This window comes from Acidovorax sp. LjRoot118 (assembly GCF_964253575.1).
In the GTDB taxonomy this organism is placed as follows: Bacteria; Pseudomonadota; Gammaproteobacteria; order Burkholderiales; family Burkholderiaceae_C; genus Acidovorax.
Map to the genome: position 1 here is coordinate 5,742,986 of NZ_CAXURB020000001.1, position 25,334 is coordinate 5,768,319.

General features: G+C 63.6%; 24 protein-coding genes and 5 tRNA genes. 8 read left to right on the forward strand and 21 right to left on the reverse strand.

Annotated elements, in window-relative coordinates; translation table 11 throughout:
* Positions 1–17 precede the first annotated feature (17 nt).
* The 12 genes from rpoB to ACSQ9E_RS26980 all read right to left on the reverse strand — a co-directional run bounded on the left by rpoB (position 18) and on the right by ACSQ9E_RS26980 (position 9,617).
* Positions 18–4,130: a DNA-directed RNA polymerase subunit beta gene (rpoB, locus tag ACSQ9E_RS26925; protein ID WP_057199795.1), complete on the reverse strand. Its 4,113-nt coding sequence runs from the start codon at positions 4,128–4,130 to the stop codon at positions 18–20.
* A 265-nt stretch (positions 4,131–4,395) separates the two neighbouring features.
* The gene (gene rplL, locus ACSQ9E_RS26930; protein WP_057199794.1) at positions 4,396–4,773 is read right to left on the reverse strand and encodes a 50S ribosomal protein L7/L12; all 378 of its coding nucleotides are present in this window, start codon (positions 4,771–4,773) and stop codon (positions 4,396–4,398) included.
* A gap of 40 nt (positions 4,774–4,813) precedes the next feature.
* Positions 4,814–5,338: a 50S ribosomal protein L10 gene (rplJ, locus tag ACSQ9E_RS26935; RefSeq protein WP_007850048.1), complete on the reverse strand. Its 525-nt coding sequence runs from the start codon at positions 5,336–5,338 to the stop codon at positions 4,814–4,816.
* Positions 5,339–5,576: 238 nt separating this feature from the next.
* The gene (gene rplA / locus ACSQ9E_RS26940) at positions 5,577–6,272 is read right to left on the reverse strand and encodes a 50S ribosomal protein L1 (RefSeq protein WP_057199792.1); all 696 of its coding nucleotides are present in this window, start codon (positions 6,270–6,272) and stop codon (positions 5,577–5,579) included.
* Position 6,273: 1 nt separating this feature from the next.
* On the reverse strand, positions 6,274–6,705 hold the full coding sequence (rplK, locus tag ACSQ9E_RS26945) for a 50S ribosomal protein L11 (protein WP_057199791.1): 432 nt from the start codon (positions 6,703–6,705) through the stop codon (positions 6,274–6,276).
* A gap of 119 nt (positions 6,706–6,824) precedes the next feature.
* Positions 6,825–7,421 (reverse strand): transcription termination/antitermination protein NusG, encoded by a 597-nt coding sequence (gene nusG, locus ACSQ9E_RS26950; RefSeq protein ID WP_179682389.1) that lies wholly within the window; start codon positions 7,419–7,421, stop codon positions 6,825–6,827.
* Between the two features lie 4 nt (positions 7,422–7,425).
* Positions 7,426–7,809 (reverse strand): preprotein translocase subunit SecE, encoded by a 384-nt coding sequence (gene secE / locus ACSQ9E_RS26955; RefSeq protein WP_057199789.1) that lies wholly within the window; start codon positions 7,807–7,809, stop codon positions 7,426–7,428.
* A gap of 89 nt (positions 7,810–7,898) precedes the next feature.
* Positions 7,899–7,974 (reverse strand) — tRNA-Trp (locus ACSQ9E_RS26960).
* Between the two features lie 9 nt (positions 7,975–7,983).
* Positions 7,984–9,174 carry an elongation factor Tu gene (tuf, locus tag ACSQ9E_RS26965; protein WP_179682390.1) on the reverse strand — a complete coding sequence of 397 codons (1,191 nt, stop codon included), beginning with the start codon at positions 9,172–9,174 and terminating at the stop codon, positions 7,984–7,986.
* A gap of 75 nt (positions 9,175–9,249) precedes the next feature.
* Positions 9,250–9,324, reverse strand: a tRNA-Thr gene (locus ACSQ9E_RS26970).
* A 64-nt stretch (positions 9,325–9,388) separates the two neighbouring features.
* Positions 9,389–9,462 (reverse strand) — tRNA-Gly (locus ACSQ9E_RS26975).
* Positions 9,463–9,531: 69 nt separating this feature from the next.
* A tRNA-Tyr gene (locus tag ACSQ9E_RS26980) sits at positions 9,532–9,617 on the reverse strand.
* A gap of 154 nt (positions 9,618–9,771) precedes the next feature.
* Between ACSQ9E_RS26980 and ACSQ9E_RS26985 the strand changes: the two genes are divergently transcribed.
* Complete coding sequence (locus ACSQ9E_RS26985; protein WP_436219651.1) at positions 9,772–10,077, forward strand: diguanylate cyclase; 306 nt, start codon at positions 9,772–9,774, stop codon at positions 10,075–10,077.
* A gap of 75 nt (positions 10,078–10,152) precedes the next feature.
* Here ACSQ9E_RS26985 and ACSQ9E_RS26990 read toward each other — a convergent pair whose 3' ends face one another.
* The 3 genes from ACSQ9E_RS26990 to ACSQ9E_RS27000 form a co-directional block, all read right to left on the reverse strand.
* The gene (locus tag ACSQ9E_RS26990) at positions 10,153–10,494 is read right to left on the reverse strand and encodes a hypothetical protein (protein ID WP_057203543.1); all 342 of its coding nucleotides are present in this window, start codon (positions 10,492–10,494) and stop codon (positions 10,153–10,155) included.
* 285 nt (positions 10,495–10,779) lie between these two features.
* Positions 10,780–10,855 (reverse strand) — tRNA-Arg (locus ACSQ9E_RS26995).
* Between the two features lie 67 nt (positions 10,856–10,922).
* Complete coding sequence (locus tag ACSQ9E_RS27000; RefSeq protein WP_057265541.1) at positions 10,923–11,573, reverse strand: TetR family transcriptional regulator; 651 nt, start codon at positions 11,571–11,573, stop codon at positions 10,923–10,925.
* Between the two features lie 163 nt (positions 11,574–11,736).
* On the opposite strand from ACSQ9E_RS27000, the gene ACSQ9E_RS27005 reads away from it, so the two are divergent.
* From ACSQ9E_RS27005 to ACSQ9E_RS27020, 4 genes are all read left to right on the forward strand, one after another.
* The gene (locus ACSQ9E_RS27005) at positions 11,737–13,041 is read left to right on the forward strand and encodes an efflux RND transporter periplasmic adaptor subunit (RefSeq protein ID WP_057265575.1); all 1,305 of its coding nucleotides are present in this window, start codon (positions 11,737–11,739) and stop codon (positions 13,039–13,041) included.
* 9 nt (positions 13,042–13,050) lie between these two features.
* Entirely contained in the window at positions 13,051–16,206 is a 3,156-nt protein-coding gene (locus ACSQ9E_RS27010; protein WP_436219652.1) for an efflux RND transporter permease subunit, read from the forward strand.
* Positions 16,199–17,626 carry an efflux transporter outer membrane subunit gene (locus tag ACSQ9E_RS27015; protein ID WP_436219653.1) on the forward strand — a complete coding sequence of 476 codons (1,428 nt, stop codon included), beginning with the start codon at positions 16,199–16,201 and terminating at the stop codon, positions 17,624–17,626. The genes ACSQ9E_RS27010 and ACSQ9E_RS27015 overlap by 8 nt, the downstream gene beginning before the upstream one ends.
* Before the next feature lie 158 nt (positions 17,627–17,784).
* The gene (locus ACSQ9E_RS27020; RefSeq protein ID WP_436219654.1) at positions 17,785–18,351 is read left to right on the forward strand and encodes a c-type cytochrome; all 567 of its coding nucleotides are present in this window, start codon (positions 17,785–17,787) and stop codon (positions 18,349–18,351) included.
* A gap of 58 nt (positions 18,352–18,409) precedes the next feature.
* Here the strand turns inward: ACSQ9E_RS27020 and ACSQ9E_RS27025 are convergent, their stop codons facing one another.
* The 3 genes from ACSQ9E_RS27025 to ACSQ9E_RS27035 are packed head-to-tail and all read right to left on the reverse strand — an operon-like array spanning position 18,410 to position 20,440.
* Positions 18,410–18,943 carry a DUF2946 family protein gene (locus tag ACSQ9E_RS27025; protein ID WP_436219655.1) on the reverse strand — a complete coding sequence of 178 codons (534 nt, stop codon included), beginning with the start codon at positions 18,941–18,943 and terminating at the stop codon, positions 18,410–18,412.
* The gene (locus tag ACSQ9E_RS27030; RefSeq protein WP_436219656.1) at positions 18,936–19,970 is read right to left on the reverse strand and encodes a YheT family hydrolase; all 1,035 of its coding nucleotides are present in this window, start codon (positions 19,968–19,970) and stop codon (positions 18,936–18,938) included. Before ACSQ9E_RS27030 ends, ACSQ9E_RS27025 begins: the two co-directional genes overlap by 8 nt.
* A 20-nt stretch (positions 19,971–19,990) precedes the next feature.
* Positions 19,991–20,440: a YybH family protein gene (locus tag ACSQ9E_RS27035; protein WP_057203537.1), complete on the reverse strand. Its 450-nt coding sequence runs from the start codon at positions 20,438–20,440 to the stop codon at positions 19,991–19,993.
* A gap of 381 nt (positions 20,441–20,821) precedes the next feature.
* On the opposite strand from ACSQ9E_RS27035, the gene ACSQ9E_RS27040 reads away from it, so the two are divergent.
* From ACSQ9E_RS27040 to ACSQ9E_RS27050, 3 genes are all read left to right on the forward strand, one after another.
* Positions 20,822–21,115 carry a DUF4148 domain-containing protein gene (locus tag ACSQ9E_RS27040; RefSeq protein ID WP_145699468.1) on the forward strand — a complete coding sequence of 98 codons (294 nt, stop codon included), beginning with the start codon at positions 20,822–20,824 and terminating at the stop codon, positions 21,113–21,115.
* 57 nt (positions 21,116–21,172) lie between these two features.
* The gene (locus ACSQ9E_RS27045; protein WP_436219657.1) at positions 21,173–21,466 is read left to right on the forward strand and encodes a DUF4148 domain-containing protein; all 294 of its coding nucleotides are present in this window, start codon (positions 21,173–21,175) and stop codon (positions 21,464–21,466) included.
* Between the two features lie 197 nt (positions 21,467–21,663).
* Positions 21,664–22,458 (forward strand): hypothetical protein, encoded by a 795-nt coding sequence (locus ACSQ9E_RS27050; RefSeq protein WP_436219658.1) that lies wholly within the window; start codon positions 21,664–21,666, stop codon positions 22,456–22,458.
* 65 nt (positions 22,459–22,523) lie between these two features.
* Here the strand turns inward: ACSQ9E_RS27050 and ACSQ9E_RS27055 are convergent, their stop codons facing one another.
* From ACSQ9E_RS27055 to atpG, 3 genes are all read right to left on the reverse strand, one after another.
* Entirely contained in the window at positions 22,524–22,940 is a 417-nt protein-coding gene (locus ACSQ9E_RS27055; protein WP_057203545.1) for a F0F1 ATP synthase subunit epsilon, read from the reverse strand.
* A 78-nt stretch (positions 22,941–23,018) separates the two neighbouring features.
* Positions 23,019–24,425, reverse strand: coding sequence for a F0F1 ATP synthase subunit beta (gene atpD, locus ACSQ9E_RS27060; protein WP_057203535.1), 1,407 nt, complete (start codon positions 24,423–24,425; stop codon positions 23,019–23,021).
* Positions 24,426–24,458: 33 nt separating this feature from the next.
* Positions 24,459–25,325 carry a F0F1 ATP synthase subunit gamma gene (gene atpG / locus ACSQ9E_RS27065; RefSeq protein WP_057203534.1) on the reverse strand — a complete coding sequence of 289 codons (867 nt, stop codon included), beginning with the start codon at positions 25,323–25,325 and terminating at the stop codon, positions 24,459–24,461.
* Positions 25,326–25,334: the final 9 nt, after the last annotated feature.

Genomic DNA, 25,334 nt, shown 5'->3' on the forward strand with positions numbered 1-25,334 from the left:
ACTCTTTCCTTTTCCGCTTAGGAGCGTTCCAGCTCGATATCAAGGCCCAGCGAGCGGATTTCCTTGACCAGCACATTGAACGATTCCGGCATGCCGGCTTCGATCGCGTGTTCGCCCTTGACGATGGACTCGTACACCTTGGTACGACCGACCACGTCGTCGGACTTGACGGTGAGCATTTCCTGCAGGACGTAGGCTGCACCGTAGGCTTCCAGCGCCCACACTTCCATTTCCCCGAAACGCTGGCCACCGAACTGGGCCTTGCCGCCCAGCGGCTGCTGCGTGACCAGGGAGTACGGGCCCGTGGAACGGGCATGCATCTTGTCGTCCACCAAGTGGTGCAGCTTCAGGTAGTGCATGTAGCCGATGGTGGTGGGACGCTCGAAGCGGTCACCCGTGCGGCCATCGTGCAGGTAAGCCTGCGTGCGCGTGGGCGTCAGGCCCTTGCGCTCGGCGATGTCGTCGGGGTAGGCCAGCTTGAGCATGTCCATGATTTCTTCTTCCGAAGCACCATCGAACACCGGGGTCGCGTAAGGCACGCCAGCGGTCAGATGCCCGGCCATGGCCAGCACGTCTTCGTCGGTCAGCTGCGACAGGTCTTCCTTGCGGCCGCGGGAGTTGTACACCTCTTCGAGGAAGGTACGCATCTCGGAGGCCTTGGCTTCCTGCTGCAGCATGTCGCCGATGCGCTGCCCAATGCCCTTGCCGGCCCAGCCCAGATGGACTTCGAGCACCTGCCCGATGTTCATCCGCGAAGGCACGCCCAGCGGGTTCAGCACGATGTCGGCAGGGGTGCCGTCGGCCATGTAGGGCATGTCTTCGACCGGAACGATCTTGGACACCACACCCTTGTTGCCGTGGCGGCCGGCCATCTTGTCACCAGGCTGCAGGCGGCGCTTGACGGCCAGGTAGACCTTGACCATCTTGAGCACGCCAGCGGGCAGCTCGTCGCCTTGCGTGAGCTTCTTGCGCTTTTCCTCGAAAGACAGGTCGAAGCTGTGGCGCGTCTGCTCCAGGGCGTTCTTGATGCTTTCGAGCTGGGTGGCGACTTCGTCTTCCGCAGGGCGGATGTCGAACCAGTGGAACTTCTCGACCGAAGCCAGGTAGGCCTTGTCGATCTTCGTGCCCTTGGCCAGCTTCTGCGGGCCGCCATTGGCCACGCGGCCATTGAGCAGCTTCTCGATACGGTCGAAGGCGTCGGCCTCGACGATGCGCAGCTGGTCGTTGAGGTCCAGGCGGAAGCGCTTGAGTTCATCGTCGATGATCTGCTGGGCGCGCTTGTCGCGCTGGATGCCTTCGCGGGTGAACACCTGCACGTCGATCACGGTGCCTTGCGAGCCCTGGTCCACGCGCAGCGAGGTGTCCTTCACGTCGGAAGCCTTCTCGCCGAAGATGGCGCGCAAGAGCTTCTCTTCGGGCGTGAGGGTGGTCTCGCCCTTGGGCGTGACCTTGCCCACCAGCGTATCGCCGGGTTGCACTTCGGCGCCCACGTAGATGATGCCGGACTCGTCCAGGCGGTTCAGTTGCTGTTCCGACAGGTTCGGAATGTCGCGCGTGATTTCTTCCGCACCGAGCTTCGTGTCGCGGGCCATGACCACCAGTTCCTCGATGTGGATCGAGGTGTAGCGGTCTTCGGAAACCACGCGTTCGGAGATCAGGATCGAATCTTCGAAGTTGTAGCCGTTCCATGGCATGAAGGCGATCAGCATGTTCTGGCCGATGGCGATTTCGCCGAAGTCCGTCGATGCGCCGTCGGCAATCACGTCACCCTTGACCAGCATGTCGCCCTTCTTGACGATGGGGCGCTGGTGGATGTTGGTGTTCTGGTTGGAACGCTGGTACTTGATGAGGTTGTAGATGTCCACACCCACTTCACCGGCAACGGCTTCCACGTCGTTCACGCGCACCACGATGCGCGTGGCATCCACGTAGTCCACGATACCGCCACGGGTGGCTGTGACCACGGTGCCGGAGTCGACAGCGGCCACACGCTCGATACCCGTGCCCACCAGGGGCTTCTCGGGGCGCAGCACGGGCACGGCCTGGCGCGACATGTTGGCGCCCATCAGCGCGCGGTTCGCATCATCGTGCTCCAGGAACGGAACCAGCGATGCAGCCACCGACACGATCTGTGCGGGCGACACGTCCATGTACTGCACGCGGTCTGCGCCGCACAGGATGGATTCACCCTTTTCACGGGCAGACACCAGGTCGCCCGTCAGGCGGCCGTCCTTGTCGAGCAGGGCGTTGGCCTGCGCGATCACGTACTTGCCTTCTTCGATGGCCGACAGGTAGTCGATCTCGTTCGTGACCTTGGCGTCCACCACGCGGCGGTACGGGGTTTCGATGAAACCGTACTCGTTCAGGCGGGCGTACAGGGCCAGCGAATTGATCAGCCCGATGTTCGGGCCTTCAGGCGTTTCGATAGGGCAGACTCGGCCGTAATGGGTCACGTGCACGTCGCGCACTTCGAAGCCTGCGCGTTCGCGGGTCAGACCACCCGGGCCCAGTGCGGAAACACGGCGCTTGTGCGTGATTTCGGCGAGCGGGTTGGTCTGGTCCATGAACTGCGACAGCTGCGAGGCACCGAAGAATTCCTTCAGCGCGGCCGAGATCGGCTTGCTGTTGATCAGGTCGTGGGGCATCAGCGGCTCTTGCTCGGCCTGGCCCAGACGCTCCTTCACAGCCTTCTCGATACGTGCCAGGCCGGTGCGGTACTGGTTTTCGGCCAGTTCGCCCACGCAGCGCACGCGGCGGTTGCCCAGGTGATCGATGTCATCGACTTCGCCATTGCCGTTGCGCAGGTCCACCAGGATCTTGACCACGGCCAGGATGTCCTCGTTGGACAGCACCATGGGGCCGGTGGATTCGTCGCGGCCGATCTTGGCGTTGAACTTCATGCGGCCCACGCGCGACAGGTCGTACGTGTCCGGGTTGTAGAACAGGCGCTGGAACAGGGCCTGCACGGCGTCTTCGGTTGGCGGCTCGCCGGGGCGCATCATGCGGTAGATGGCCACGCGGGCAGCGAACTCGTCCACCGTTTCGTCGATGCGCAGGGTCTGCGACATGTACGCACCCTGGTCGAGTTCATTGGTGTAGATGCACTGCACGTCCTGGATGCCGGCCACGCGCAGCTTCTTGAGCAGCGCTTCGGTCAGCTCGTCGTTGGCCTTGGCGATGATTTCACCGGTGTCCGTATCGACGATGTTGCGGGCCACCACACGGCCGATCAGGAAGTCTTCGGGCACGCTGATGTGCGTGGTGCCGGACTGTTCCAGTTCACGGGTGTGGCGTGCGGTGACGCGCTTGTCCTTGGCGACCACGACCTTGCCCGACTTGTCGGTGATGTCGAAACGCGCCACTTCGCCGCGCAGGCGCTCGGACACGAATTCCATCTGCGCACCGCTGTCCATGATGCGGAAGTTGTCGTTCACGAAGAAGTTCGCGAGGATGGACTCGGGGTTCAGGCCGATGGCCTTGAGCAGGATCGTGACCGGCATCTTGCGGCGACGGTCCACGCGGAAGTACAGGATGTCCTTCGGGTCGAATTCGAAATCCAGCCAGGAGCCGCGGTAGGGGATGATGCGCGCGGAGAACAGCAGCTTGCCCGAGCTGTGCGTCTTGCCCTTGTCGTGTTCGAAGAACACGCCAGGCGAGCGGTGCAGCTGCGAGACGATCACGCGTTCCGTGCCGTTGATGATGAAGGAGCCCTTTTCGGTCATCAGGGGCACTTCGCCCATGTAGACCTCTTGTTCCTTGACTTCCTTGACCACCTTGGACTGCGACGTCGAGGACTCGCGGTCATAGATGATGAGCTGCACCTTGGCGCGCACGGCCGAGGCGAAGGTCAGACCACGGGTCTGGCACTCGCGCACGTCGAAAGCCGGCTTGGCAAGGTTGTACTCGATGAACTTCATCTCCACAAAACCGTTGTGCGAGACGATGGGGAAGGCAGCGTCAAAGGCAGCCTGCAGACCTTCAATGGTGCGTTTTTGCGGTGCTTTATCAGCCTGCAGGAAGGCGGTGTATGCGTCCTTCTGCATCTGCAGCAGATAAGGAACTTCCAGCACGCTGTCGCGGCTGCCGAAACTTTTGCGGATTCGCTTGCGTTCGGTATAGGAATAGGCCATGAGATCTCCGGGCAAAGACATGAGTCCTGGGTCTTCGACGACTGACCCGCAAAGGCTCTCCTCCTTGCGGGCTTGGCGGTTGGCCACTACCAACCATGGCGGACGGCGATGCGTTGCACATCACCCGAACCAAGGTATCTTCTGCTGTCGGGGTTGTCAGAAGACACTCGAAAACCGCGTTTTTGGTGCGGCTTTCGGGTGCGCTCTGAAAGCACCAAAGGCTGGAGGCCCGCGAGGAGCACTCCAGCCCTTGAAGGGGACTGAATTACTTCAGTTCAGCCTTGGCACCGGCTTCCACCAGCTTCTTGACTGCTGCTTCGGCGTCGGCCTTGGCAATAGCTTCCTTGACGTTCTTTGGAGCGCCGTCCACCAGGTCCTTGGCTTCCTTGAGGCCCAGGCCGGTGATTTCGCGCACAGCCTTGATCACGGAAACCTTGTTGGCGCCGGCTTCGAGCAGGACCACGTTGAATTCCGTTTGCTCTTCAGCTGCTGCAGCACCGCCGCCGCCGCCGCCGGCAGCAGGAGCTGCCATGGCAGCTGCGCTCACGCCAAACTTCTCTTCAATGGCCTTCACCAGGTCATTGAGTTCCAGAACCGTCATGCTGTCCAGAGCGGTCAAAAATGCGTCTTTATCGAATGCCATTTTTATTTCCTAACAATTTTGTTGGTTATCCATCGGGCCATCAGGCCGCGACAGGTTCGGCGGCCGGTGCGGCAGCGCCTTCGCCTTTTTTGGCCGCCAGCGCGCCCAGCACAACGGCCGTACGCGACATGGGGGACATAAGCAAGCCACAAATCTGAGCCAACAGGACTTCCTTGGAAGGAATGTTGGCCAGTTGCTTAACGCCGTTGACATCCAGGGCTTTGCCACCGAAAGCGCCACCGCGAATCACCAGCTTGTCGTTGGTCTTCGCGAAATCGGCCACCACCTTGGCGGCGGCCACAGCGTCTTCGGAGAAGCCGTAGATCAGCGGGCCGGTCATCTGGTCAGCCACCACGTCAAATGCGCTGCCTGCTACAGCACGGCGGGCCAGGGTGTTCTTCAGAACACTCAAGGTCACGCCCTTGCTGCGAGCATCAACACGCAGTTTGGTCATGTCGGCGACCGTGATGCCACGGTATTCCGCGATCACAAGCGTTTGAGCTTTAGCGGCGAGGCTGGTCACTTCACTGATGACCGCTTCTTTCTCACTGCGATTAAGACTCAAGGTCTACTCCTTAAAATGCGCACTCGGCGGTTGCCTCGTGCACGCTCTTGTTGCAGCGACCAACTGTTCAGGAAAATTTTCCATCTGCAGCGGGATCGCCATCTGCGTTGGCGTCTCTGTGTCTTTAAGCGCGACGGGATCGCGCACCAACGGTCTTGGATGGCCTGTGGCTACCGAAGCAGCCCCAGCCCACCACATCGGGCCTGCCCGTGAAGGCGGGTCCGAAGATTTCTTGCAATTACGCTGCGATGGTCTGCGTATCCACGCGGACACCCAGGCCCATCGTGGAAGACACTGCCACCTTGCGCAGGTACACACCCTTGCTGGTTGCAGGCTTGGCCTTGGTCAGGGCTTCGATCAGTGCAGCCAGGTTGCCTTGCAGCTTGTCGTTGTCGAACGAGCGGCGGCCGATCGTGCTGTGCACGATACCGGCCTTGTCGACGCGGAACTGCACTTGACCTGCCTTGGCGTTCTTCACAGCCGTAGCGACGTCAGGCGTCACGGTGCCCACCTTGGGGTTGGGCATCAGGCCACGTGGGCCCAGGATCTGGCCCAGCGTACCCACGACGCGCATGGCATCAGGGGCAGCGATCACCACGTCGAAGGGCATGTCGCCGGCCTTGACCATGGCGGCCAGGTCGTCCATACCGACGATGTCGGCACCAGCAGCCTTGGCTTCTTCAGCCTTGGCGCCCTGGGCGAACACAGCCACGCGGGTCGTCTTGCCGGTACCGTTGGGCAGCACCACGGCGCCGCGAACCACCTGGTCGGACTTCTTGGCATCGATGCCAAGCTGAACGGCCACATCGATGGATTCGTCGAACTTGGCCGTAGCGGCTTCCTTCACGATCACGACTGCATCGGCGAATGCGTACAGCTTGTTGCTGTCGACTTTGCCTTGCAGGGCTTTTTGCTTCTTGGTCAGCTTGGCCATATTACAAACCCTCCACCGTCACGCCCATCGAGCGTGCAGAGCCAGCCAGCGTGCGCACAGCGGCGGCTACGTTGGCGGCGTTCATGTCCTTCATCTTGGTCTTGGCGATCTCTTCGAGCTGTTCGCGCGTGATCTTGCCGACCTTGGTCTTCAGCGGGTTCGCAGAACCCTTGTCGAGCTTGATGGCCTTCTTGATCAGGGTCGTCGCAGGCGGCGTCTTGATGATGAAGGTGAAGCTCTTGTCTGCGAAAGCCGTGATGACCACGGGCAATGGCAGGCCTGGCTCAACGCCTTGGGTCTGCGCATTGAATGCCTTGCAGAACTCCATGATGTTGAGACCACGTTGACCCAGCGCTGGGCCGATCGGTGGGGATGGATTGGCCTTACCAGCTGGAACTTGCAGCTTGATAAAACCGACGATTTTTTTCGCCATGCTTTACTCCTTGCGGGTGATAACGCCTTGGCCTTGCGGCCTGAGCTCCCCGGGGTTAACGACTCGACAACACTTTCATCCGCACCGAGCCGAAAGGTGCGGCATCCAAACCTTGAAGCTCAGGTCTTTTCAACCTGGCCGAATTCGAGCTCCACCGGGGTGGAGCGGCCGAAGATCATGACGGACACCCGTACACGGCTCTTCTCGTAATTGACTTCTTCCACCGAGCCATTGAAGTCGGTGAACGGGCCTTCCTTGACGCGCACCAGCTCGCCCACCATGAACTCCACCTTGTGGCGGGGCTTCTCGGTGCCTTCCTGCATCTGGCTGACGATCTTCTGCACTTCGTCTTCCGAGATGGGGGCGGGACGGTTCTTGGCACCGCCGACAAAACCCGTGACCTTGTTGGTGTGCTTCACCAAGTGCCAGGTATCGTCGTCCATGACCATTTCAACGAACACATAGCCCGGGAACAGGCGGCGCTCGGTGGTCTTGCGCTGGCCGTTCTTCATTTCCACGACTTCTTCGGTGGGAACGAGGATGCGGCCGAACTTGGTCTCCATGCCCGAACGGCCGATGCGCTCCACAATGTTGCGCTCGACCGCTTTTTCCATGCCCGAGTAGGCATGGACGATGTACCAGCGCAGATCGGGATTCGATGGCGCGGCGGGTGCCAGAGCCTCGGCTCCGGTGGTGTCCACAGGGGTGCTTGTCATGGCGTTACTTCCTCCAGCCCAAAACGAGGTCGTACAGAAGCCATTCGAGGGTCTTGTCGGTGAACCACAGGAAGAGCGCCATGATGACGACAAACGCAAACACGTAGGCCGTCATCTGCAAGGTCTCCTTGCGGGTGGGCCAGACGACCTTCTTGACTTCGCGCCAGGCTTCGCGCGCAAACGCGACAAACTGCCGGCCTGGCTCGGACACCAGGAACACGGCAGCGGCAGCAACCAGTCCGACGATCAATGCGGCCCACTGGGCAATCGCACCCTGCTTGCTCAGCAAGTAAAAGCCAGCGACCGATGCAATGACCAGCGCGGCCACAGCAGCAAGCTTGGCTTTGTCAGCACCGGTATTGACGGTTTCAACCTGGGAAGTGGCCATGTGTATTGTTTCCTGCTCCGATTCGCGGCGTCGCCCAAGACGCCGAAGCCCGCCAGGGTCTGGCGGGCTTGTTGGGGGCCACATTCAAGTGGCAGGGGCAGTAGGAATCGAACCTACAACCTTTGGTTTTGGAGACCAACGCTCTGCCAATTGAGCTATACCCCTATAACCTTATTAGGCGATGATCTTTGCCACGACGCCGGCGCCGACGGTACGACCGCCTTCACGGATGGCGAAGCGCAGGCCTTCTTCCATGGCGATGGGGTTGATCAGCTTCACAGTGATCGACACGTTGTCGCCTGGCATGACCATTTCCTTGTCCGCTGGCAGCTCGATGGCGCCGGTGACGTCGGTCGTGCGGAAGTAGAACTGGGGACGGTAGTTGTTGAAGAACGGGGTGTGGCGGCCGCCTTCGTCCTTGCTCAGCACATACACTTCAGCCGTGAAGTGGGTGTGTGGCTTGATCGAGCCGGGCTTGCACAGCACTTGGCCGCGTTCCACGTCTTCACGCTTGGTGCCGCGCAGCAGCAGGCCAACGTTGTCGCCTGCCTGGCCTTGGTCCAGCAGCTTGCGGAACATTTCCACGCCGGTGCAGGTGGTCTTGACGGTGTCCTTGATGCCGACGATTTCGATTTCTTCGCCGACCTTGACGATACCGCGCTCGATACGGCCGGTCACGACGGTGCCGCGGCCAGAGATCGAGAACACGTCTTCCACGGGCATCAGGAAGGCGCCGTCCACAGCGCGCTCCGGCGTGGGGATGTAGTTGTCCAGTGCGTCGGCCAGCTTCATGATGGCTTCTTCACCCAGGGCACCCTTGTCGCCTTCCAGGGCGAGCTTGGCGGAACCGCGGATGATCGGGGTGTCGTCGCCTGGGAAGTTGTATTTGTCCAGGAGTTCGCGCACTTCCATTTCGACGAGTTCAAGCAGCTCTTCGTCGTCAACCATGTCGCACTTGTTCAGGAACACGATGATGTAAGGAACACCCACCTGGCGGGCCAGCAGGATGTGCTCACGGGTCTGGGGCATGGGGCCGTCTGCGGCCGAGCACACCAGAATGGCGCCGTCCATCTGGGCTGCGCCGGTGATCATGTTCTTCACATAGTCGGCGTGGCCTGGGCAGTCCACGTGGGCGTAGTGGCGGTTGGCCGTTTCGTATTCCACGTGTGCGGTGTTGATCGTGATGCCGCGGGCCTTTTCTTCAGGTGCTGCGTCGATCTGGTCGTATGCCTTGGCTTCGCCGCCGAACTTGGAAGACAGCACCGTGGCGATGGCCGCCGTCAGGGTCGTCTTGCCATGGTCCACGTGGCCGATCGTGCCCACGTTGACGTGAGGCTTCGTGCGCTCGAATTTACCTTTTGCCATTTTTCCGACTCCGAAAAAAATCTACAACTACACAACAAGGTTTCGGCACAACCTGAAGCGGATGCACCAGAATTTTGGTGCCCATGGCGGGAATCGGACCCGCGACCTCTCCCTTACCAAGGGAGTGCTCTACCACTGAGCCACATGGGCAATTGAAACTGCTTTCGCAGCATCAAAAGACTTCTACTTCTCAACCAACCAGCAAACCGAACAATGGAGCGGGAGACGGGAATCGAACCCGCGTCATTAGCTTGGAAGGCTAGGGTTCTACCATTGAACTACTCCCGCACTGCCAACTGGCCCTGCGACCCCAGCCCCGCGAAGGACCTGCCGCAACCTGCTTTCATTTTCTTCTACTGGTGGAGGGGACTGGATTCGAACCAGTGTAGGCGTAAGCCAACAGATTTACAGTCTGCCCCCTTTAGCCACTCGGGCACCCCTCCGGAGAATTTCGAATTATAGCACTGAATTTTTGCACTTCGCAAAAGTGCCAGCCGAAAAATTCCAAACACTACTTTTCATCCCGAACATTCCGCAGCACTCCTTGCGAGAGCACCGGCGTTTTTGTCCGAGACTTCGATTCTATGCCACCCACGGATGCCCTGGTGCCAGCCTGAGGCTTTCTGCACTAAAAAAATACCACCCCTGCGCCGAGGTCCACACGGCCCTCTCGTCTGGCCGCCAGCGCCACAGAGCCGGCCAGCGACCTCGGGTGGCGCTGGCACCCTGGCGCGGCGGGCGATCCTGCAGCACGGCAGCGAAAAGATGATGCGCTGGCAGCGCTACCGCAATCCCTTCTCGGTACTGCTGCCGGACATCGACCACTTCAAGGCCGTCAATGACCAGCATGGGCATCTGGTGGGAGACCGGGTGCTGGCGGAAACCGAGGCTCCCGCCGCCTGATGCACATGCACATGCACATTCCCATGCCCGGGCAGGCCGGCGAGCGCCGCGCCCTGCCGCCGTGGCATGCCTACCTCATCTGCGGTCATCCACCACATTGAACTCGAAGCGGAACTGCACCGCCACTTTCTCGGGCAGCGTGACCACGACACGCGTCTCCTGCGGATGAAGCACCGTGCTGCCATCGGCCACGACAGCGCCGTGGGCCACGGTCAGCACCTCGTCCTTGCTGGTCGCGGTGCGGCGCGTGGCCTCCCAGCCAAACTGCCCTGGCCGCAGCTTCTGGCGCTGCACCCAGGCCCAGATCTTCACGATCTCGGCATCCACCTCGGCCTGCAGGGCCCGTGGTGTCTGGGCCTGGCCGGAAAACTCGTAACGGTCCTCACGGAGGACCCATTTGAATAGCAGATGCGACATGGGGGGAGAAGATGTTGTTCCAGGGTTGTGCCGCAGCCATCGACATCAGCACTATGGCGCGGCGTTTGCGGGCGGCATCAGGAACGAAGGCAATGGATGGAAAGTGGCGGCACGGCAATGCGCCAGGCACCTGGCCCGGCGGCACTCGGCACGAACAGGGGCCGACAAGGCCCGGCACCGAAGACGCGAAGCCACACCAAGGCAAGCATGGGCGCGCTGCGCAGCGCTGCGGTCAGGTGGAGGGAGCACGCTCGCGTGTACATCCAGGTTCATTCCGGAAGATGGTGGTGCGGCTGGCGGGGATCGAACCCACGACCCTTGGCTTCGGAGGCCAATACTCTATCCACTGAGCTACAGCCGCATGCGTGTAGCTTTGGATTATCGCATGCAGCAGGCCCCCTCCAGCACAAGCGGGGCCCACCCAACGTTCACGGCCTGTCCGCAGCTGGCGCCGGAACCCCGAGCCGAAGGCCCAGCCCGGAAATGAAGGCATCGGTACAGACCCGGCCGATGCCGACGAGATCGAACACCCCGTTGGAGAGGATCCAGTTCTGGATCAGGCCATCGAACAGCGCGTGCAGCCCCATGGCCGCGCCCATCGGCGATACCGGCATGGCCGCGTGCTGGGCCTGGGCCGCCAGCTCGAAATCACGGGCCAGTTGGCGGATGAACCCATCACTGGCAGCCAGGTGGCGCTCGCGCACCGCCACCAGCTCGCCCACATATTCCACCTTGTGCATGGCGATCTCGAACACCCGGCGGGTGCGCTCGTCCGAGGCCACGCTCTCCAGCACCAGGGCCATCACGGCACGCAGGCGCTGCAGCGGATCGGGGCAGACGCTGGCCTCGAACTCGCCATAGCCCTGCTCCAGCGGCAGCGTCACCCGGTCCATCATGGCATTGAAGAGGTCGACCTTGTCCTTGAAGTGCCAATAGATGGCGCCCCGGGTCGTGCCGGCGGCCAGGGCAATGTCGCTCAAGGAGGCGCGGGAGACGCCCTTGTCGTAAAACACCTTTTCCGCTGCGTCGATCAGGCCGTTGCGGGTGGCAATCGCGTCCTCTTTGGTTCTGCGCACCATGGGTACAGCCTCTCATTCCGTGCAAATTCGCGGGCGGCCAGGGGTGGACGCCGCCTCTATTATACATCCATGGTTGTATGTATAATTGTCCATCTATTGGTAGAAACTCTTAGTCGCCGACGCAAATTGCTGGTCGGCGGTGCCTGCCGTGACCATACCGTTGATGCCCAACACAAGGACTCCCATGCCTCGCCTGCGTGACCCCTCTCCCCGCATTGCGCGCGTCCCTGCCCTGCAGCGGATGCTGCCAGTGGCCGCCCTGTGCGCCGTTGCCGTCTTTCTCGCCGCGTGCGGCAAGGCCGATGCCCCGGCCGCAGCCGGCGGCGCCCCCAAGATGCCCCCCGTGGAGGTGGGCGTGGTGGTTGCCACACCGGGCGACGTGGGCCTGATCACCGAGCTGCCCGGCCGGGTGGAAGCCTCGCGCGTTGCCCAGGTGCGCGCACGGGCCGCCGGCATCCTGCTGCAGCGCCAGTTCCGCGAAGGCAGCGACGTGAAGGCGGGCCAGCCCCTGTTCCGCATCGACCCGGCCACCTACGCGGCGGCCGCCGACAGTGCCAAGGCCAGCCTGGCCAAGGCCGAGGCCAATCTGGCGCAGGCCACGGCCACGGTGGAACGCTACCGCCCACTGGTCGCCGCCAACGCCATCAGCAAGCAGGATTTCGTGAACGCCGAGGCCACCCAGAAGCAGGCCCAGGCCGATGTGGAGGCCGGCCGCGCCGCCACACGCACGGCGGGCATCAACCTGGGCTACGCCAGCGTGACGGCGCCCATCTCCGGGCGCATCGGCCGTGCCCTGGTGACCGAAGGCGCGCTGGTGGGCCAGGGTGAAGCCACGCCGCTGGCCATCATCCAGCAGATCGATCCGGTGTACGTGAACTTCACCCAGTCGGCCACCGATGTGTTCCAGCTGCGCCGTGCCATGGAAAACGGCCAGCTCAAGCGCGCGGGCGGCGAAGCGGCCAGCGTGAAGCTGCTGCTCAGCGATGGCTCGGCGTACGCACACCCCGGCAAGCTGCTGTTCTCGGACCTGTCGGTCGATGCCAGCACCGGCCAGGTCACGCTGCGCGCCGAAGTGCCCAACCCCAAGGGCGAGCTGCTGCCTGGCCTGTACCTGCGCGTGCAGATCGAGCAGGCCCAGGCCAGCAATGCCATCACCCTGCCACAGCAGGCCGTGACGCGCACCCAGCAGGGTGACACGGTGAGCGTGGTCGGCGACGACGGCAAGATCAGCCCGCGCAGCGTGAAGATCAGCGCTGCGCAGAACAACCGCTGGGTGGTGCTCGATGGTCTGAAGGCCGGCGAGAAGGTCATGGTCGACGGCTTCCAGAAGCTGCAGATGCTGCCCCCGGGCACGCCCGTGAAACCCGTCCCATGGCAGGCTGCCGGCGCCGCGCCAGCAGCGGCCCCTGCCGCCGCCGCAGCCTCGGACGCGGCACCCGCCGCAGCAGCAGCTGCATCGAAGCCATAAGGGGCATCCATGGCCAAGTTCTTTATCGACCGCCCAATCTTCGCGTGGGTGATCGCGCTGTTCATCATGGTGATGGGCGGCGTGGCGATCACGCAGTTGCCGATCGCGCAGTACCCGCCGGTGGCACCGCCATCGATCGTCATCAACGCCGCCTACCCCGGCGCATCGGCGCAGACGCTGGAGGACAGCGTGCTGTCCGTCATCGAACGCGAGATGAACGGCTCACCCGGCCTGATCTACATGGAGTCCGTGGCCCAGGCCGATGGCTCCGGCAGCATCACGCTGAGTTTCCAGCCCGGCACCAATGCCGAGCTGGCGCAGGTGGACGTGCAGAACCGCCTCTCGCGCGCTTCTCCTCGGCTGCCCTCGGCCGTGACGCAGCAGGGCGTGCGCGTGGACAAGTCGCGCTCCAACTTCCTGTTGTTCACGATGCTCTCGTCGACCAACCCGAAGATGGACACCGTGGCCCTGGGCGACTACGCCTCGCGCAACATCGTGCCCGAGTTGCAGCGCCTGACCGGCATCGGCCAGGCCCAGCTGTTCGGCACCGAACGCTCCATGCGCATCTGGATCGACCCGGCCAAGATGGTCAGCTTCAACCTGTCATCGGCGGAGATCACGGCCGCCATTCGCGCACAGAACGCGCAGGTGGCCAGCGGCACCATCGGTGACCTGCCCAATGTGGCCGGCCAAGGCATCGCCGCCACGGTGGTGGTCAACGGCCAGCTGTCCAGCGTCGAGCAATTCGGCGCCATTGTGCTGCGCGCCAACCCCGACGGCTCCACCGTGCGCCTGAAGGACGTGGCGCGTGTGGAACTCGGTGGCCAGGCCTACTCCACCTCGGCACGCCTGAACGGCAAGCCCGCCGTCGGTATCGGTGTGCAGTTGACCCCGAGCGGCAATGCGCTGGAGGCTGCCAAGGCCGTGCGTGTGAAGATGGACGAACTGGCACGCTTCTTCCCCGAAGGCACGGAATGGAGCATTCCCTACGACAGCTCGCGCTTCGTGGACATCTCCATCACCCAGGTGGCCATCACGCTGCTGGAAGCCGTGGCCCTGGTGTTCCTGGTGATGTTCCTGTTCCTGCAGAACTGGCGCTACACCATCATCCCGACCATCGTGGTGCCCATCGCCCTGCTGGGCACGTTCGCCACGCTGCTGGCCCTGGGCTTCTCGATCAACGTGCTGACCATGTTCGGCATGGTGCTGGTGATCGGTATCGTGGTGGACGATGCCATCGTGGTGGTGGAAAACGTCGAACGCATCATGAGCGAGGAAGGCCTGCCGCCGCTGGAAGCCACCCGCAAGGCCATGCGCCAGATCTCGGGCGCCATCATCGGCGTGACCGTAGTGCTGATCTCGGTGTTCGTGCCGCTGGCCTTCTTTGCAGGCTCCACCGGCAACATTTACCGACAGTTTTCGGCGGTGATGGTGACCTCCATCGCATTCTCGGCTTTCATGGCGCTGTCGCTCACGCCAGCCCTGTGCGCCACACTGCTCAAGCCGGTGGAAGCCGGCCACCACCATGAAAAGAGCGGCTTCTTCGGCTGGTTCAACCGCGGTTTCTCACGCACCGCCAAGGGCTATGAAGGCGTGGTATCACGCATCCTGAAAAAGGCCGCGCGCTACCTGATCATCTACGCCGCCATCGTCGGGGCCGTGGCGGTCGTTTACATGCGCCTGCCCACTTCGTTCCTGCCAGGTGAAGACCAGGGCAACATCATCGTCAACGTGCAGCTGCCGCCAGGCGCCACGCAGGAGCGCACGCTGGCCGTGATGCAGCAGGTCGAGGAATTCATCCTCAAGCAGCCCGAGGTGCAGAGCATGGTCGGCGTGCTGGGCTTCAGCTTCTCCGGCCAGGGCCAGAACGCGGCGCTCGCCTTCGTGACCTTGAAGGACTGGAAGGAACGCCACGCCCCCGGCCAGTCGGCCCAGGACCTGGCCGGCCGCGCCTTCGGCGGGCTGATGGGCATCCGCGATGCCTTCATCTACCCGCTGAGCCCGCCCCCCATTCCCGAGCTGGGCAATGCCAGCGGCTTCTCGTTCCGCCTGCAGGACCGCAGCGGCGCCGGGCACGAAGCGCTGATCAACGCCCGCAACCAGTTGCTGGGCATGGCATCGCAGAGCAAGGTGATCACCCAGGTGCGCCCCGACGGCCTGGAAGACGCGCCGCAGCTGCAGATCGATATCGACCGCGACAAGGCCAACGCACTGGGCGTGCCGTTCGACGCGATCAACTCGGCCCTGTCCACGGCCCTGGGCTCCACCTACGTGAACGACTTCCCGAACCAGGGCCGTCTGCAGCGCGTGGTGGTGCAGGCCGATGCACCGGCACGCATGCAACCCGACGATCTGCTCAAGATCAACGCCACCAACAGCCAGGGCAAGCCCGTACCGCTGTCGGCCTTTGCCAGCACCCGCTGGATCAAGGGCGCGCAGCAGACGGTGCGCTACAACGGCTACCCTGCTGCGCGCATCTCGGGTTCGCCCGCGCCCGGCATGAGCACCGGCGCAGCCATGGCCGAGATGGAAAAGCTCGCAGCCCAGCTGCCCGCAGGCTTTGGCTACGAGTGGACGGGCCAGTCCCGCGAAGAAAAGCTCGCCGGCTCGCAGTCGCTGATCCTGTACAGCTTCGCCATCCTGGCGGTGTTCCTGTGCCTGGCCGCACTGTACGAGAGCTGGTCGATCCCGCTGGCCGTGATCCTGGTCGTGCCGCTCGGCGTGCTGGGCGTGCTGCTGGCCACCCTGCTGCGCGGCTACGCGAACGACGTGTACTTCCAGGTGGGGCTGATCACCATCATCGGTTTGTCCGCCAAGAACGCCATCCTGATCATCGAGTTCGCCAAGGACCTGCAGGCCCAGGGCAAGGGCGTGATCGAGTCGGCACTGGCCGCAGCCCACTTGCGCTTTCGGCCCATCGTGATGACCTCCCTCGCCTTCGGCTTGGGCGTGGTGCCACTGGTCATCGCCTCGGGCGCGGGCTCGGCGAGCCAGCGTGCCATCGGTACCGGCGTGCTCGGCGGCATGATCACCGGCACGGCGCTGGCCGTGTTCTTCGTGCCCGTGTTCTTCGTGGTGGTGCGCAGCCTGTTCAAGGGCAGCGCGCGCCAGCAGGAGATGAATCGGCGCCATGCACAAGAAGCAGGAGTTGGAACCCATGACTGATCGACGTACCCCCCTGCCCCTGGCTGTGGCCGCCGCTGTGGCGCTGCTGCTCTCCGGCTGCTCTTTCATTCCCACGTACGAGCGCCCCGCAGCGCCCGTGCCCGGCACCTACCAGGCGGGCACGGCCACGCCTGCCGGTGCTGCCACCGCAGCCGCCGTGCCGTGGAAGGACTACTTCGCCGACCCGCGCCTGCAGACCCTGATCGGCGCAGCGCTGGCCAACAACCGCGACCTGCGCGTGGCCGCGCTCAACATCGAGCAGGCGCGTGCACAGTTCCAGATCCGCCGGGCCGACCAGTTCCCCAGCGTGGGCCTGGGTGTCAACGCCAGCCGGGGGCCCTCGGCCTCCAATGGCGACCTGACCAACTCGTTCAGCGTGGGCCTGGCCCTTTCGGCCTGGGAGATCGACTTCTTCGGCCGCATCGCCAGCCTCAAGGAACAGGCGCTGGCGCAGTACCTGGCCAGCGAGGAAGGCCGCAACGCCGCCCAGGTCAGCCTGGTGGCCGCCGTTGCCAACGGCTGGCTCACGCTGCTGGCCGACGAAGAGCTGCTCAAGCTCTCGCGCCGCACTCTGACTTCGCGCGAGGAATCGGTGCGCCTTACGCGCCTGCGCCTGGATGCCGGCGTGGCCTCGGAACTCGACTTCCGCCAGGCTGAATCGCTGACGCAGGCCGCGCGCGCCACCCTGGCACAACAGCAGCGCCAGCGTGCGCTGGACGAAAACGCGCTGGCCCTGCTGCTGGGCCAGCCGGTGCCGGACGACGTGCTGGCCAGCCTGGCGGGCAGCACGCTGGCCAATGCGCCAGCCATGGCCGCCCTGCCTGCCGGCCTGCCGTCGGAGCTGCTCACGCAGCGCCCCGACATCCGCCAGGCCGAACAGCAGTTGATCGCGGCCAACGCCAATATCGGCGCTGCGCGCGCTGCGTTCTTCCCTCGCATCTCGCTGACGGCGCAGGCCGGCACGGCCAGCGGCGAGCTCTCGGGTCTGTTCAAGAGCGGCTCCTGGGGTTTCACCCTCGCGCCGTCGCTGCTGCTGCCGATCTTCGACGCGGGCCGCAACCAGGCCAACCTGCAGAGTTCGCAGGCCTCGCGCAGCATTGCCGTGGCGCAGTACGAGAAGGCCATCCAGACGGCGTTCCGCGAAGTGTCCGACGCGCTGGCCGGCCAGTCCACCCTGGCCGAGCAGTCCGATGCCCAGCAGCGCCAGGCCGAGGCCGAGGAAGCGCGCCTGCGCCTGGCCGACCTGCGCTACCGCAACGGCGTCTCCAGCTACCTGGACCTGCTCGATGCCGAGCGCTCCCTGTTCGCCACCCAGCAGGGTGTGGTGCAGGTGCGACTGGCCCAGCTGCAGAACCAGGTGCTGCTGTACAAGGCCCTGGGCGGCGGCGGTACGGCCGCCCCGGTGGCGGCGGGCTCCTGAGCCCCGTCGGGCGGCCACTGCCTGTGGCAGTGGGCCGCCCGGAAATGTTTTCTGTGCCTTTCAACGCGCAGGTCGCGCGCGCTTCAGGGCCCGGGGGCCCCGGCAGATATAATTGAAGGTTGATTGCATCAAAGCCCCACGATAAACCCGAGGAAGTCATGAGCGACACCCACCACGAAGAAGCCCATACCGGCCCGATCAAGAACCCCAAGCAGTTGCTGATCGCGGTACTTGCCTCGTTTGTGATTCCGATTTTTGCCATCATTGGCCTGGTCCTGTACGTCACCTCGGACAACAAGCCGGCGGCCGGCGCGGTGGACACCCAGAAAGCGACCGCCGCGCGCATCCAGAAGGTAGGCATGGTCGAAGTGCGCGACGCCAACCGGCCGCTGGCCAATGGCGAAGCGGTCTACAAGGCCCAATGCGCCGCCTGCCACGCCACGGGTGCAGCAGGGGCACCGAAGTTTGGCGATGCCGCCGCCTGGGGCCCTCGCATCGTTGCCGGCCTGGACGCGCTGGTGAATTCGGCGCTCAAAGGCAAGGGTGCCATGGCGCCGCAAGGAGGTGGCGATTTCAGCGACACCGAGATTGCGCGCGCCGCGGCCTTCATGGCCAATGCCGGTGGTGCCAAGTTCCAAGAACCTGCAGCCCCCGCGGCGGCGGCTTCCGCTGCAGGTGACGGAGCATCGGCTGCAATGGCGCAAGCGTCTGGCGCATCGCAATAAGCGAACTGCGCGCGCCAAGCAAAAGCCGACCCCGCGAGGTCGGCTTTTTTGTGGGAAATCAGGCAGCGGTGGCGTGCCGCGCTGCCGGGCTGGGCACGAAGCCATAGCGGGCCGGCAGTTCCTCGGCCTGCACCTCCACGGGCGTCCAGCGCCCCTGCTCCACCGCGTCGGCGGCCAGGCCCACATCCAGGGTGTGCACGAGGCCCAGGCCCAGGGGCGTGGCCAGGTAGACACGGCCTTGCGCATCGAGCAGGCATTGCTCCACGGTCGTAGGCTTGCCGGTGTGGGAGGTCAACGATCCATCGGCCGCCAGGCGCCAGACCAGCGGTGTGGCTTCGAGCTCCACATACACCCGCTGCGGCCCGTTCTGGAAGAACCACTGCCCGGCTTCGTCGGCTTCGTAGTTGCGGTGGATGAAGTCGATCAGCTTTTCGTGCTGCAGCAGAGAGCCCTTGGCCTGTGGAAACGGGCCGGCGGCCTGCGTCCTGTCGTCGCGCATGTACCAGCGCCCGCGCGCATCCAGCCCCAGCCAGCCGTAGCAGTCGGGCACGTTGGGCCATTTGGCCAAAGCCTGTTTGACGATGTCATCCATGCCGCCATTGTGCCCCCGCGCCAGGATCTTCCGTGTCAGCCTGCGCCGCGAGCCAGGCGCCCACGGTGTCCGGCATGGCGCGCACATGGCCGGGCAGGCGTCCCTTGGCAAAGCCCACGTGGCCGCCATGCGCGGGCTGCCAGAGGGTGACGCACGGGCCCACCTCGCTCACACTGGGCAGGCTGCTGGCCGGAACGAAGGGGTCGTTGCGCGCATTCACCACCAGGGCCGGGATGCGGATGCGGTGCAGCAGCGGCTTGGCCGAAGCCCGCAGCCAGTAGTCCTCGGTGTTGCGAAAGCCATGCACCGGCGCGGTGAAGACGTTGTCGAATTCATACAGGTCGCGCGCCGCCAGCAGGGCCTGGCGGTCGAACAGGCCCGGGTGCTGGGCCAGCTTCTGCAAGGCCTTGGGGACCAGACTGCGCATGAACATGCGGGTGTAGACCTGCCGATTGAAGCCACGCCCGATGGCATGCCCACCGGCGGCCAGGTCGATGGGCGAGCACACCGCCGCCACGGCATCGGCACTGCGGCCGGCCTCCTCGCCCACCTCGGCGGCCCAGCGCAGGAGCGCATTGCCCCCGAGCGACACGCCTGCCGCCATCAGCGGGCCTTTGTGGCCAGCACGCAGGCGCTGCAGCATCCAGCCGATCTCGGCATGGTCACCCGAGTGGTAGGCGCGCGGGGCCCGGTTGATCTCGCCGCTGCAGCCACGGAAATGCGGCAACGCGCAGGCCCAGCCGCGCTCGCGCGCAAGGTCGGCAAAGGCCTCGCTGTAGTGGCTGCGCGAGGAGCCTTCCAGGCCGTGGAACACCACCAGCAGCGGGCGCTTCGTGCCCGGTGCCACCCCATCGTCCAGGAAGTCCACATCCACGAAATCGCCATCGGGCGTGGCCCAGCGCTCGCGCCGGTACCGCGGTGATGCGCCGAAGGCACGGCGCGAGTACAGCGCGGGCCAGATGGTCTGCAGTTGCCCGCCGGGCAGCCACCGTGGCGCCGTGTATTGCAGGGAGTGCAGGGAGTGCATAGAGTGCATAGAGTGCAGCGTCAATGCAGCACCGGCTGCTGCGCCTGCATGGCCTGTACGTCCTCCACCACGCCCGCGCTGGCGTGGTGCACCACCAGGCGCCAGCCCTGCGGGGTCTTGTGGTACACGTTGGTGGCAATCACGATGGCGCGGTGCATGCCGTCGGGCAACATCACCTCCACATGCTCGGCCACGCTGTGCACGGCGCTGGACAGCGCCTGCACGCGGCGCACCTGCGTCGGCCGGGCACGCACCGTGCCGTTGGCAAACATGGCCTCGAACGCCGTGCGGATGGCGCCCGCCCCTACGAGTCGGGGGCCACCCGGGTGCACGCAGACGATGTCCTCTTCATCCGCCCAGCACGACATCAGCAGTTCGATGTCGCCCCGCTGGAGTGCGTCGTAAAAAGCGGCTTCGGTCTCGTCCGAAGAACCGCCCTGGGTGGCTGCGGTGGGTCGTGCACGTGGCATGGGCAAAAAAGGGGATGGTGGGCGTGCGCCTATTGTGCGCGGTCCGCTGCCGCAGCGGATGGACCGGCATGGAACCGCCGTGGACAGCCTCTGCTCGACCCCCACCATCGTCCCGATTTTCGCTACGGGTTTTCATTTACCCAGACCCGGGAAGCACCCGCTCGTTGCACTGAGGCTCGGGTAAACCCTTCAAAGTTCCTTCGGCATTGTTTCCAATACTGGAACAGTTAGTTCGCGACTGGGTGGTTTTTCTTTGATCACCTGCGGCGTACAGTTCAACCCATCGATGAGCCGAACCCGCAAGGCGACTCACCGAACCCGGTTCGAAGTTGTTTTTGTCCCGGTTTTTATGAGTCACTTTTTTCTTCCAAGGATTTCATCATGAACACGACCGCACGCTTCCTCTCCATCGCCGCTGTTGCCGCTTTCGCTTCTTTCGGTGCCCAAGCCGACGAAGCCGATGCTTCGCAATTCGCCACCAAGTTCGAAACCAACCGCACCCGCGCCGAAGTGGCCGCTGAAGCCGCTACCGTGGCACAGACCCGCAGCATCGAGCCCGCTGGTTCGCGTGTGGTGACCTACAAGTCCACCGCCGACCGCGCTGCCGTGCGTGCCCAGGCTGCCGATGCCGTGCGCACCGGCCAGATCTCTTCCGGCGAAATCGGCGCTCTGTAAGCCGCCCCGGATTGAACTGACCCCCTACCCCCAATCAAATCAAGAATCGAGATCACCATGAACAAGACCGCACGTTTCCTCTCCCTGGCCGCTGTTGCCGCTTTCGTTTCCTTCGGTGCACAGGCTGACGAAGCCGATGCTTCGCAGTTCGCCACCAAGTTCGAAACCCAACGCACCCGTGCCGAAGTGGCTGCTGAAGCCGCCACCGTGGCCCAGACCCGCAGCACCGAACCCGCTGGTTCGCGTGTGGTGACGTACAAGTCCACGGCTGACCGTGCTGCCGTGCGTGCCGCTGCTGCCGAAGCTGTTCGCACCGGCCAGATCCCCTCGGGCGAAATCAGCGCCCTGTAATTTGCAAGGCAACGGGCTGCAGACCGCACTGCAGCCACCCTGCACAAGCCGAGACCTCGCAAGAGGCCTCGGCTTTTTTCATGGGCAATCACAGGCAGCGGTGAGTGACTGCTCACCCTGGGGCCCGGTCACAATGCACAGGCCAGCAACTTGCCTCTATGCCCTTGATGCCAGCCTACCGATCCATCGACCACATCATGCTGCGCCTGACCAACGCAGAGCCATTGTTCGACCTGTTCAGCCGCGTATTCGGTTTGCCCGTGGCCTGGCCCCTGCAGCACGCCGCTTTCGCGACCTACGGCTGGGTGCATGCGGGCAGCACGGACCTCGAATTCTGGGCCGCAACCTCCAATGCCGATCTTCCCGAGCATTCACAGCCACCGCTCATCCACGGCTTCGCGCTGGAGCCCGCCCTGCCCTTGCCACAAGCGCTGGAGCACACAGCGGCTGCAGGCATCGCCAGCAAGCCCGCCCGTACCTTCCAGTCTCCCAACACACAAGGCGAAGTGGTCACAAACTTCACCAATGCCGTCGTGCTCGATGTATCCGAGCCGAGCTGCTGCATTTTCTTCTGTGAGTGGAATCCTCGCGCGGCCATCTATCCCTGGGACGAAGCAGCCACACCGGTACAACGCCGCGGACGGCACCGGCAGGCGCTGCAGGAAGCCCATGGGGGCCCGCTCGGACTCATCGGGCTACAGTCGATACGCATGGGCACGCCCGATCTGGGCATGCATCGAAAGCACTGGCAGCGTCTCAGTGGCTCGCCCTCTGGGCAACCGATCATGCTTGCGCCGGGGATCTCGCTGGAACTGGTTCCCGCCGGACAGTTGCGGATCGAGTCACTCACGTTCAGCGTGCACTCACTGGCCACGGCACGCATGTTCCTGGCAAGCCGCCAACTGCTGCAGGATGACACTTGGGACACACTGTGGATAGCATGCGAGGGCCTGCGCATCGGCCTCGTTGAAAGCACGGGCGCGCAGGCATAAAAAAACCCGGCGGGGCCGGGTTTTTTGAACAGATCCGCAAGGATCTGGGGGCTTGCTTGTCTTATTTACTTCTTCTGGCGAAACTTGCGCAGCGCGGCGATCTGGGCGGCCATGACGGCCAGCTCGGACTGTGCCCGGGCCAGGTCGATCTCGCTCTTGGCATTCTTGAGCGCTTCTTCGGCCGATGCCTTGGCAGCATTGGCCTTCTCGTCGTCCAGGTCCTTGCCGCGGATGGCGGTGTCGGACAGCACGGTCACGCGGTTGGGCTGCACTTCCAGAATGCCACCGGCCACGAACACGAATTCTTCGCGGCCGTCGGCCATTTCGATGCGCACCGAGCCCGGCTTGATGCGCGTGATCAGCGGGGTGTGGCGGGGAAAGATGCCCAATTCGCCAGACTCGCCCGGCAGCGCGACAAAGCGTGCTTCACCGGAGAAGATCGACTCTTCGGCACTGACCACATCAACATGGATGGTGTTCATCATTGCTCCTAGGAAAAGAGGGGTTGCTTGATTGCTCGTGAAGGCCGGGCAGCGCGGAGCTGCTCAGCCGCCAGGCAATCAGGCCACCTTCTTGGCCTTTTCGAAGGCTTCGTCGATGGTACCAACCATGTAGAACGCCTGTTCCGGCAGGTGGTCGCACTCGCCGCTGACGATCATCTTGAAACCACGGATGGTTTCCGACAGGGGAACGTACTTGCCTGGCGAGCCCGTGAACACTTCGGCCACGTGGAAAGGCTGCGACAGGAAACGCTGGATCTTGCGCGCGCGGGCCACGGCCAGCTTGTCGTCAGGAGCCAGTTCGTCCATGCCCAGAATGGCGATGATGTCGCGCAGTTCCTTGTAGCGCTGCAGCGTGCCTTGCACCGCGCGGGCCGTGGCGTAGTGGTCTTCGCCCACGACGTTCGGGTCCAGCTGGCGGCTGGTCGAATCCAGCGGGTCCACGGCAGGGTAGATACCCAGCGAGGCGATGTCACGCGACAGCACCACGGTGGAGTCCAAGTGGGCAAAGGTCGTGGCAGGCGAAGGATCGGTCAAGTCATCGGCTGGCACGTAAACGGCCTGGATGGAGGTGATCGAACCGACCTTGGTCGAGGTGATGCGCTCTTGCAGGCGGCCCATTTCTTCGGCCAGCGTAGGCTGGTAGCCCACGGCGGAAGGCATGCGGCCCAGCAGAGCGGACACTTCGGTACCGGCCAGCGTGTAGCGGTAGATGTTGTCCACGAAGAACAGCACGTCACGGCCTTCGTCACGGAAGGACTCGGCGATGGTCAGGCCGGTCAGCGCCACGCGCAGACGGTTGCCTGGGGGCTCGTTCATCTGACCGTACACCATGGCAACCTTGGACTCTTCGAGCTTCTCCAGGTTCACCACGCCGGAATCGGCCATTTCATGGTAGAAGTCGTTCCCTTCGCGGGTACGCTCGCCCACACCAGCGAACACCGACAGACCCGAGTGGGCCTTGGCGATGTTGTTGATGAGTTCCATCATGTTCACGGTCTTGCCCACGCCGGCGCCACCGAACAGACCCACCTTGCCGCCCTTGGCGAACGGGCACACCAGGTCGATCACCTTGATGCCGGTTTCCAGCAGCTCTTGCGATGGCGACAGTTCGTCGTACGCAGGGGCCTTGCGGTGGATGGATGCCGTCAGTTCCTGGCTCACGGGACCACGTTCGTCGATGGGCGCACCCAGCACGTCCATGATGCGGCCCAGCGTCGCCTTGCCCACGGGCACGGTGATGGCGTTGCCGGTGTTGGTCACCATGATGCCGCGGCGCAGGCCGTCGGACGAACCCAGCGCAATGGTACGCACCACGCCGTCGCCCAGCTGCTGCTGCACTTCCAGCGTCAGGGTGGAACCTTCGAGCTTCAGAGCGTCGTAAATCTTGGGCATCTGGTCGCGTGGGAACTCAACGTCCACCACCGCGCCGATACATTGAACAATCTTGCCTTGCACTTGAGCCATTTTTCGCTCCAATTTAGATGTTGGTTGAGCTGCTTACACAGCAGCGGCGCCAGCCACGATTTCCGAAAGTTCTTTCGTGATCGCTGCCTGGCGCGTCTTGTTGTAGACCAGCTTCAACTCGCCAATGACGCTGCCGGCGTTGTCGGTGGCGGCCTTCATGGCCACCATGCGTGCCGACTGCTCGGACGCCATGTTTTCCGCAACCGCCTGGTAGATCAGGGACTCGACATAGCGGACCAGCAGATCGTCGATCACGGTCTGTGCATCGGGCTCGTAGATGTAGTCCCAGCCATGTTCGGTCTTCTCGGCCTGCATCTGCTCGGACGACAGGGGGAGCAGCTGCTCCACCACCGATTCCTGCTTCATGGTGTTGATGAACTTGGTGTAGCTCAGGTACACCGCGTTGATCTTGCCTTCTGCATAGGCGTCGAGCAGCACCTTCACGGGGCCGATCAGCTTGTCCAGGTGGGGCTTGTCGCCCAGGCCCGTCACGTGCGAAACCACCTTGGCACCGACACGGTTCAGGAAACCCAGGCCCTTGTTGCCGATGGCAACCGCCTCGGTGGACACGCCAGCGCCCTGCAGCTCACGCAGCTTGGCCGTCACGATGCGCAGCACGTTGGTGTTCATGCCACCGCACAGGCCCTTGTCGGTCGTCACCACGATCACGCCGGCCACCTTGGCATCGTTCACTTTCATGAACGGGTGCACGTACTCCGGATTGGCGTGGCCGAGATTGGCTGCAATGTTGCGGATCTTCTCGCTGTAAGGGCGGGCAGCCCGCATCCGTTCCTGCGCCTTGCGCATTTTGGATGCAGCCACCATCTCCATGGCTTTGGTGATCTTCTTGGTGTTTTCCACCGATTTGATCTTGCCGCGTATTTCCTTGCCTGCTGCCATGATGGCTCC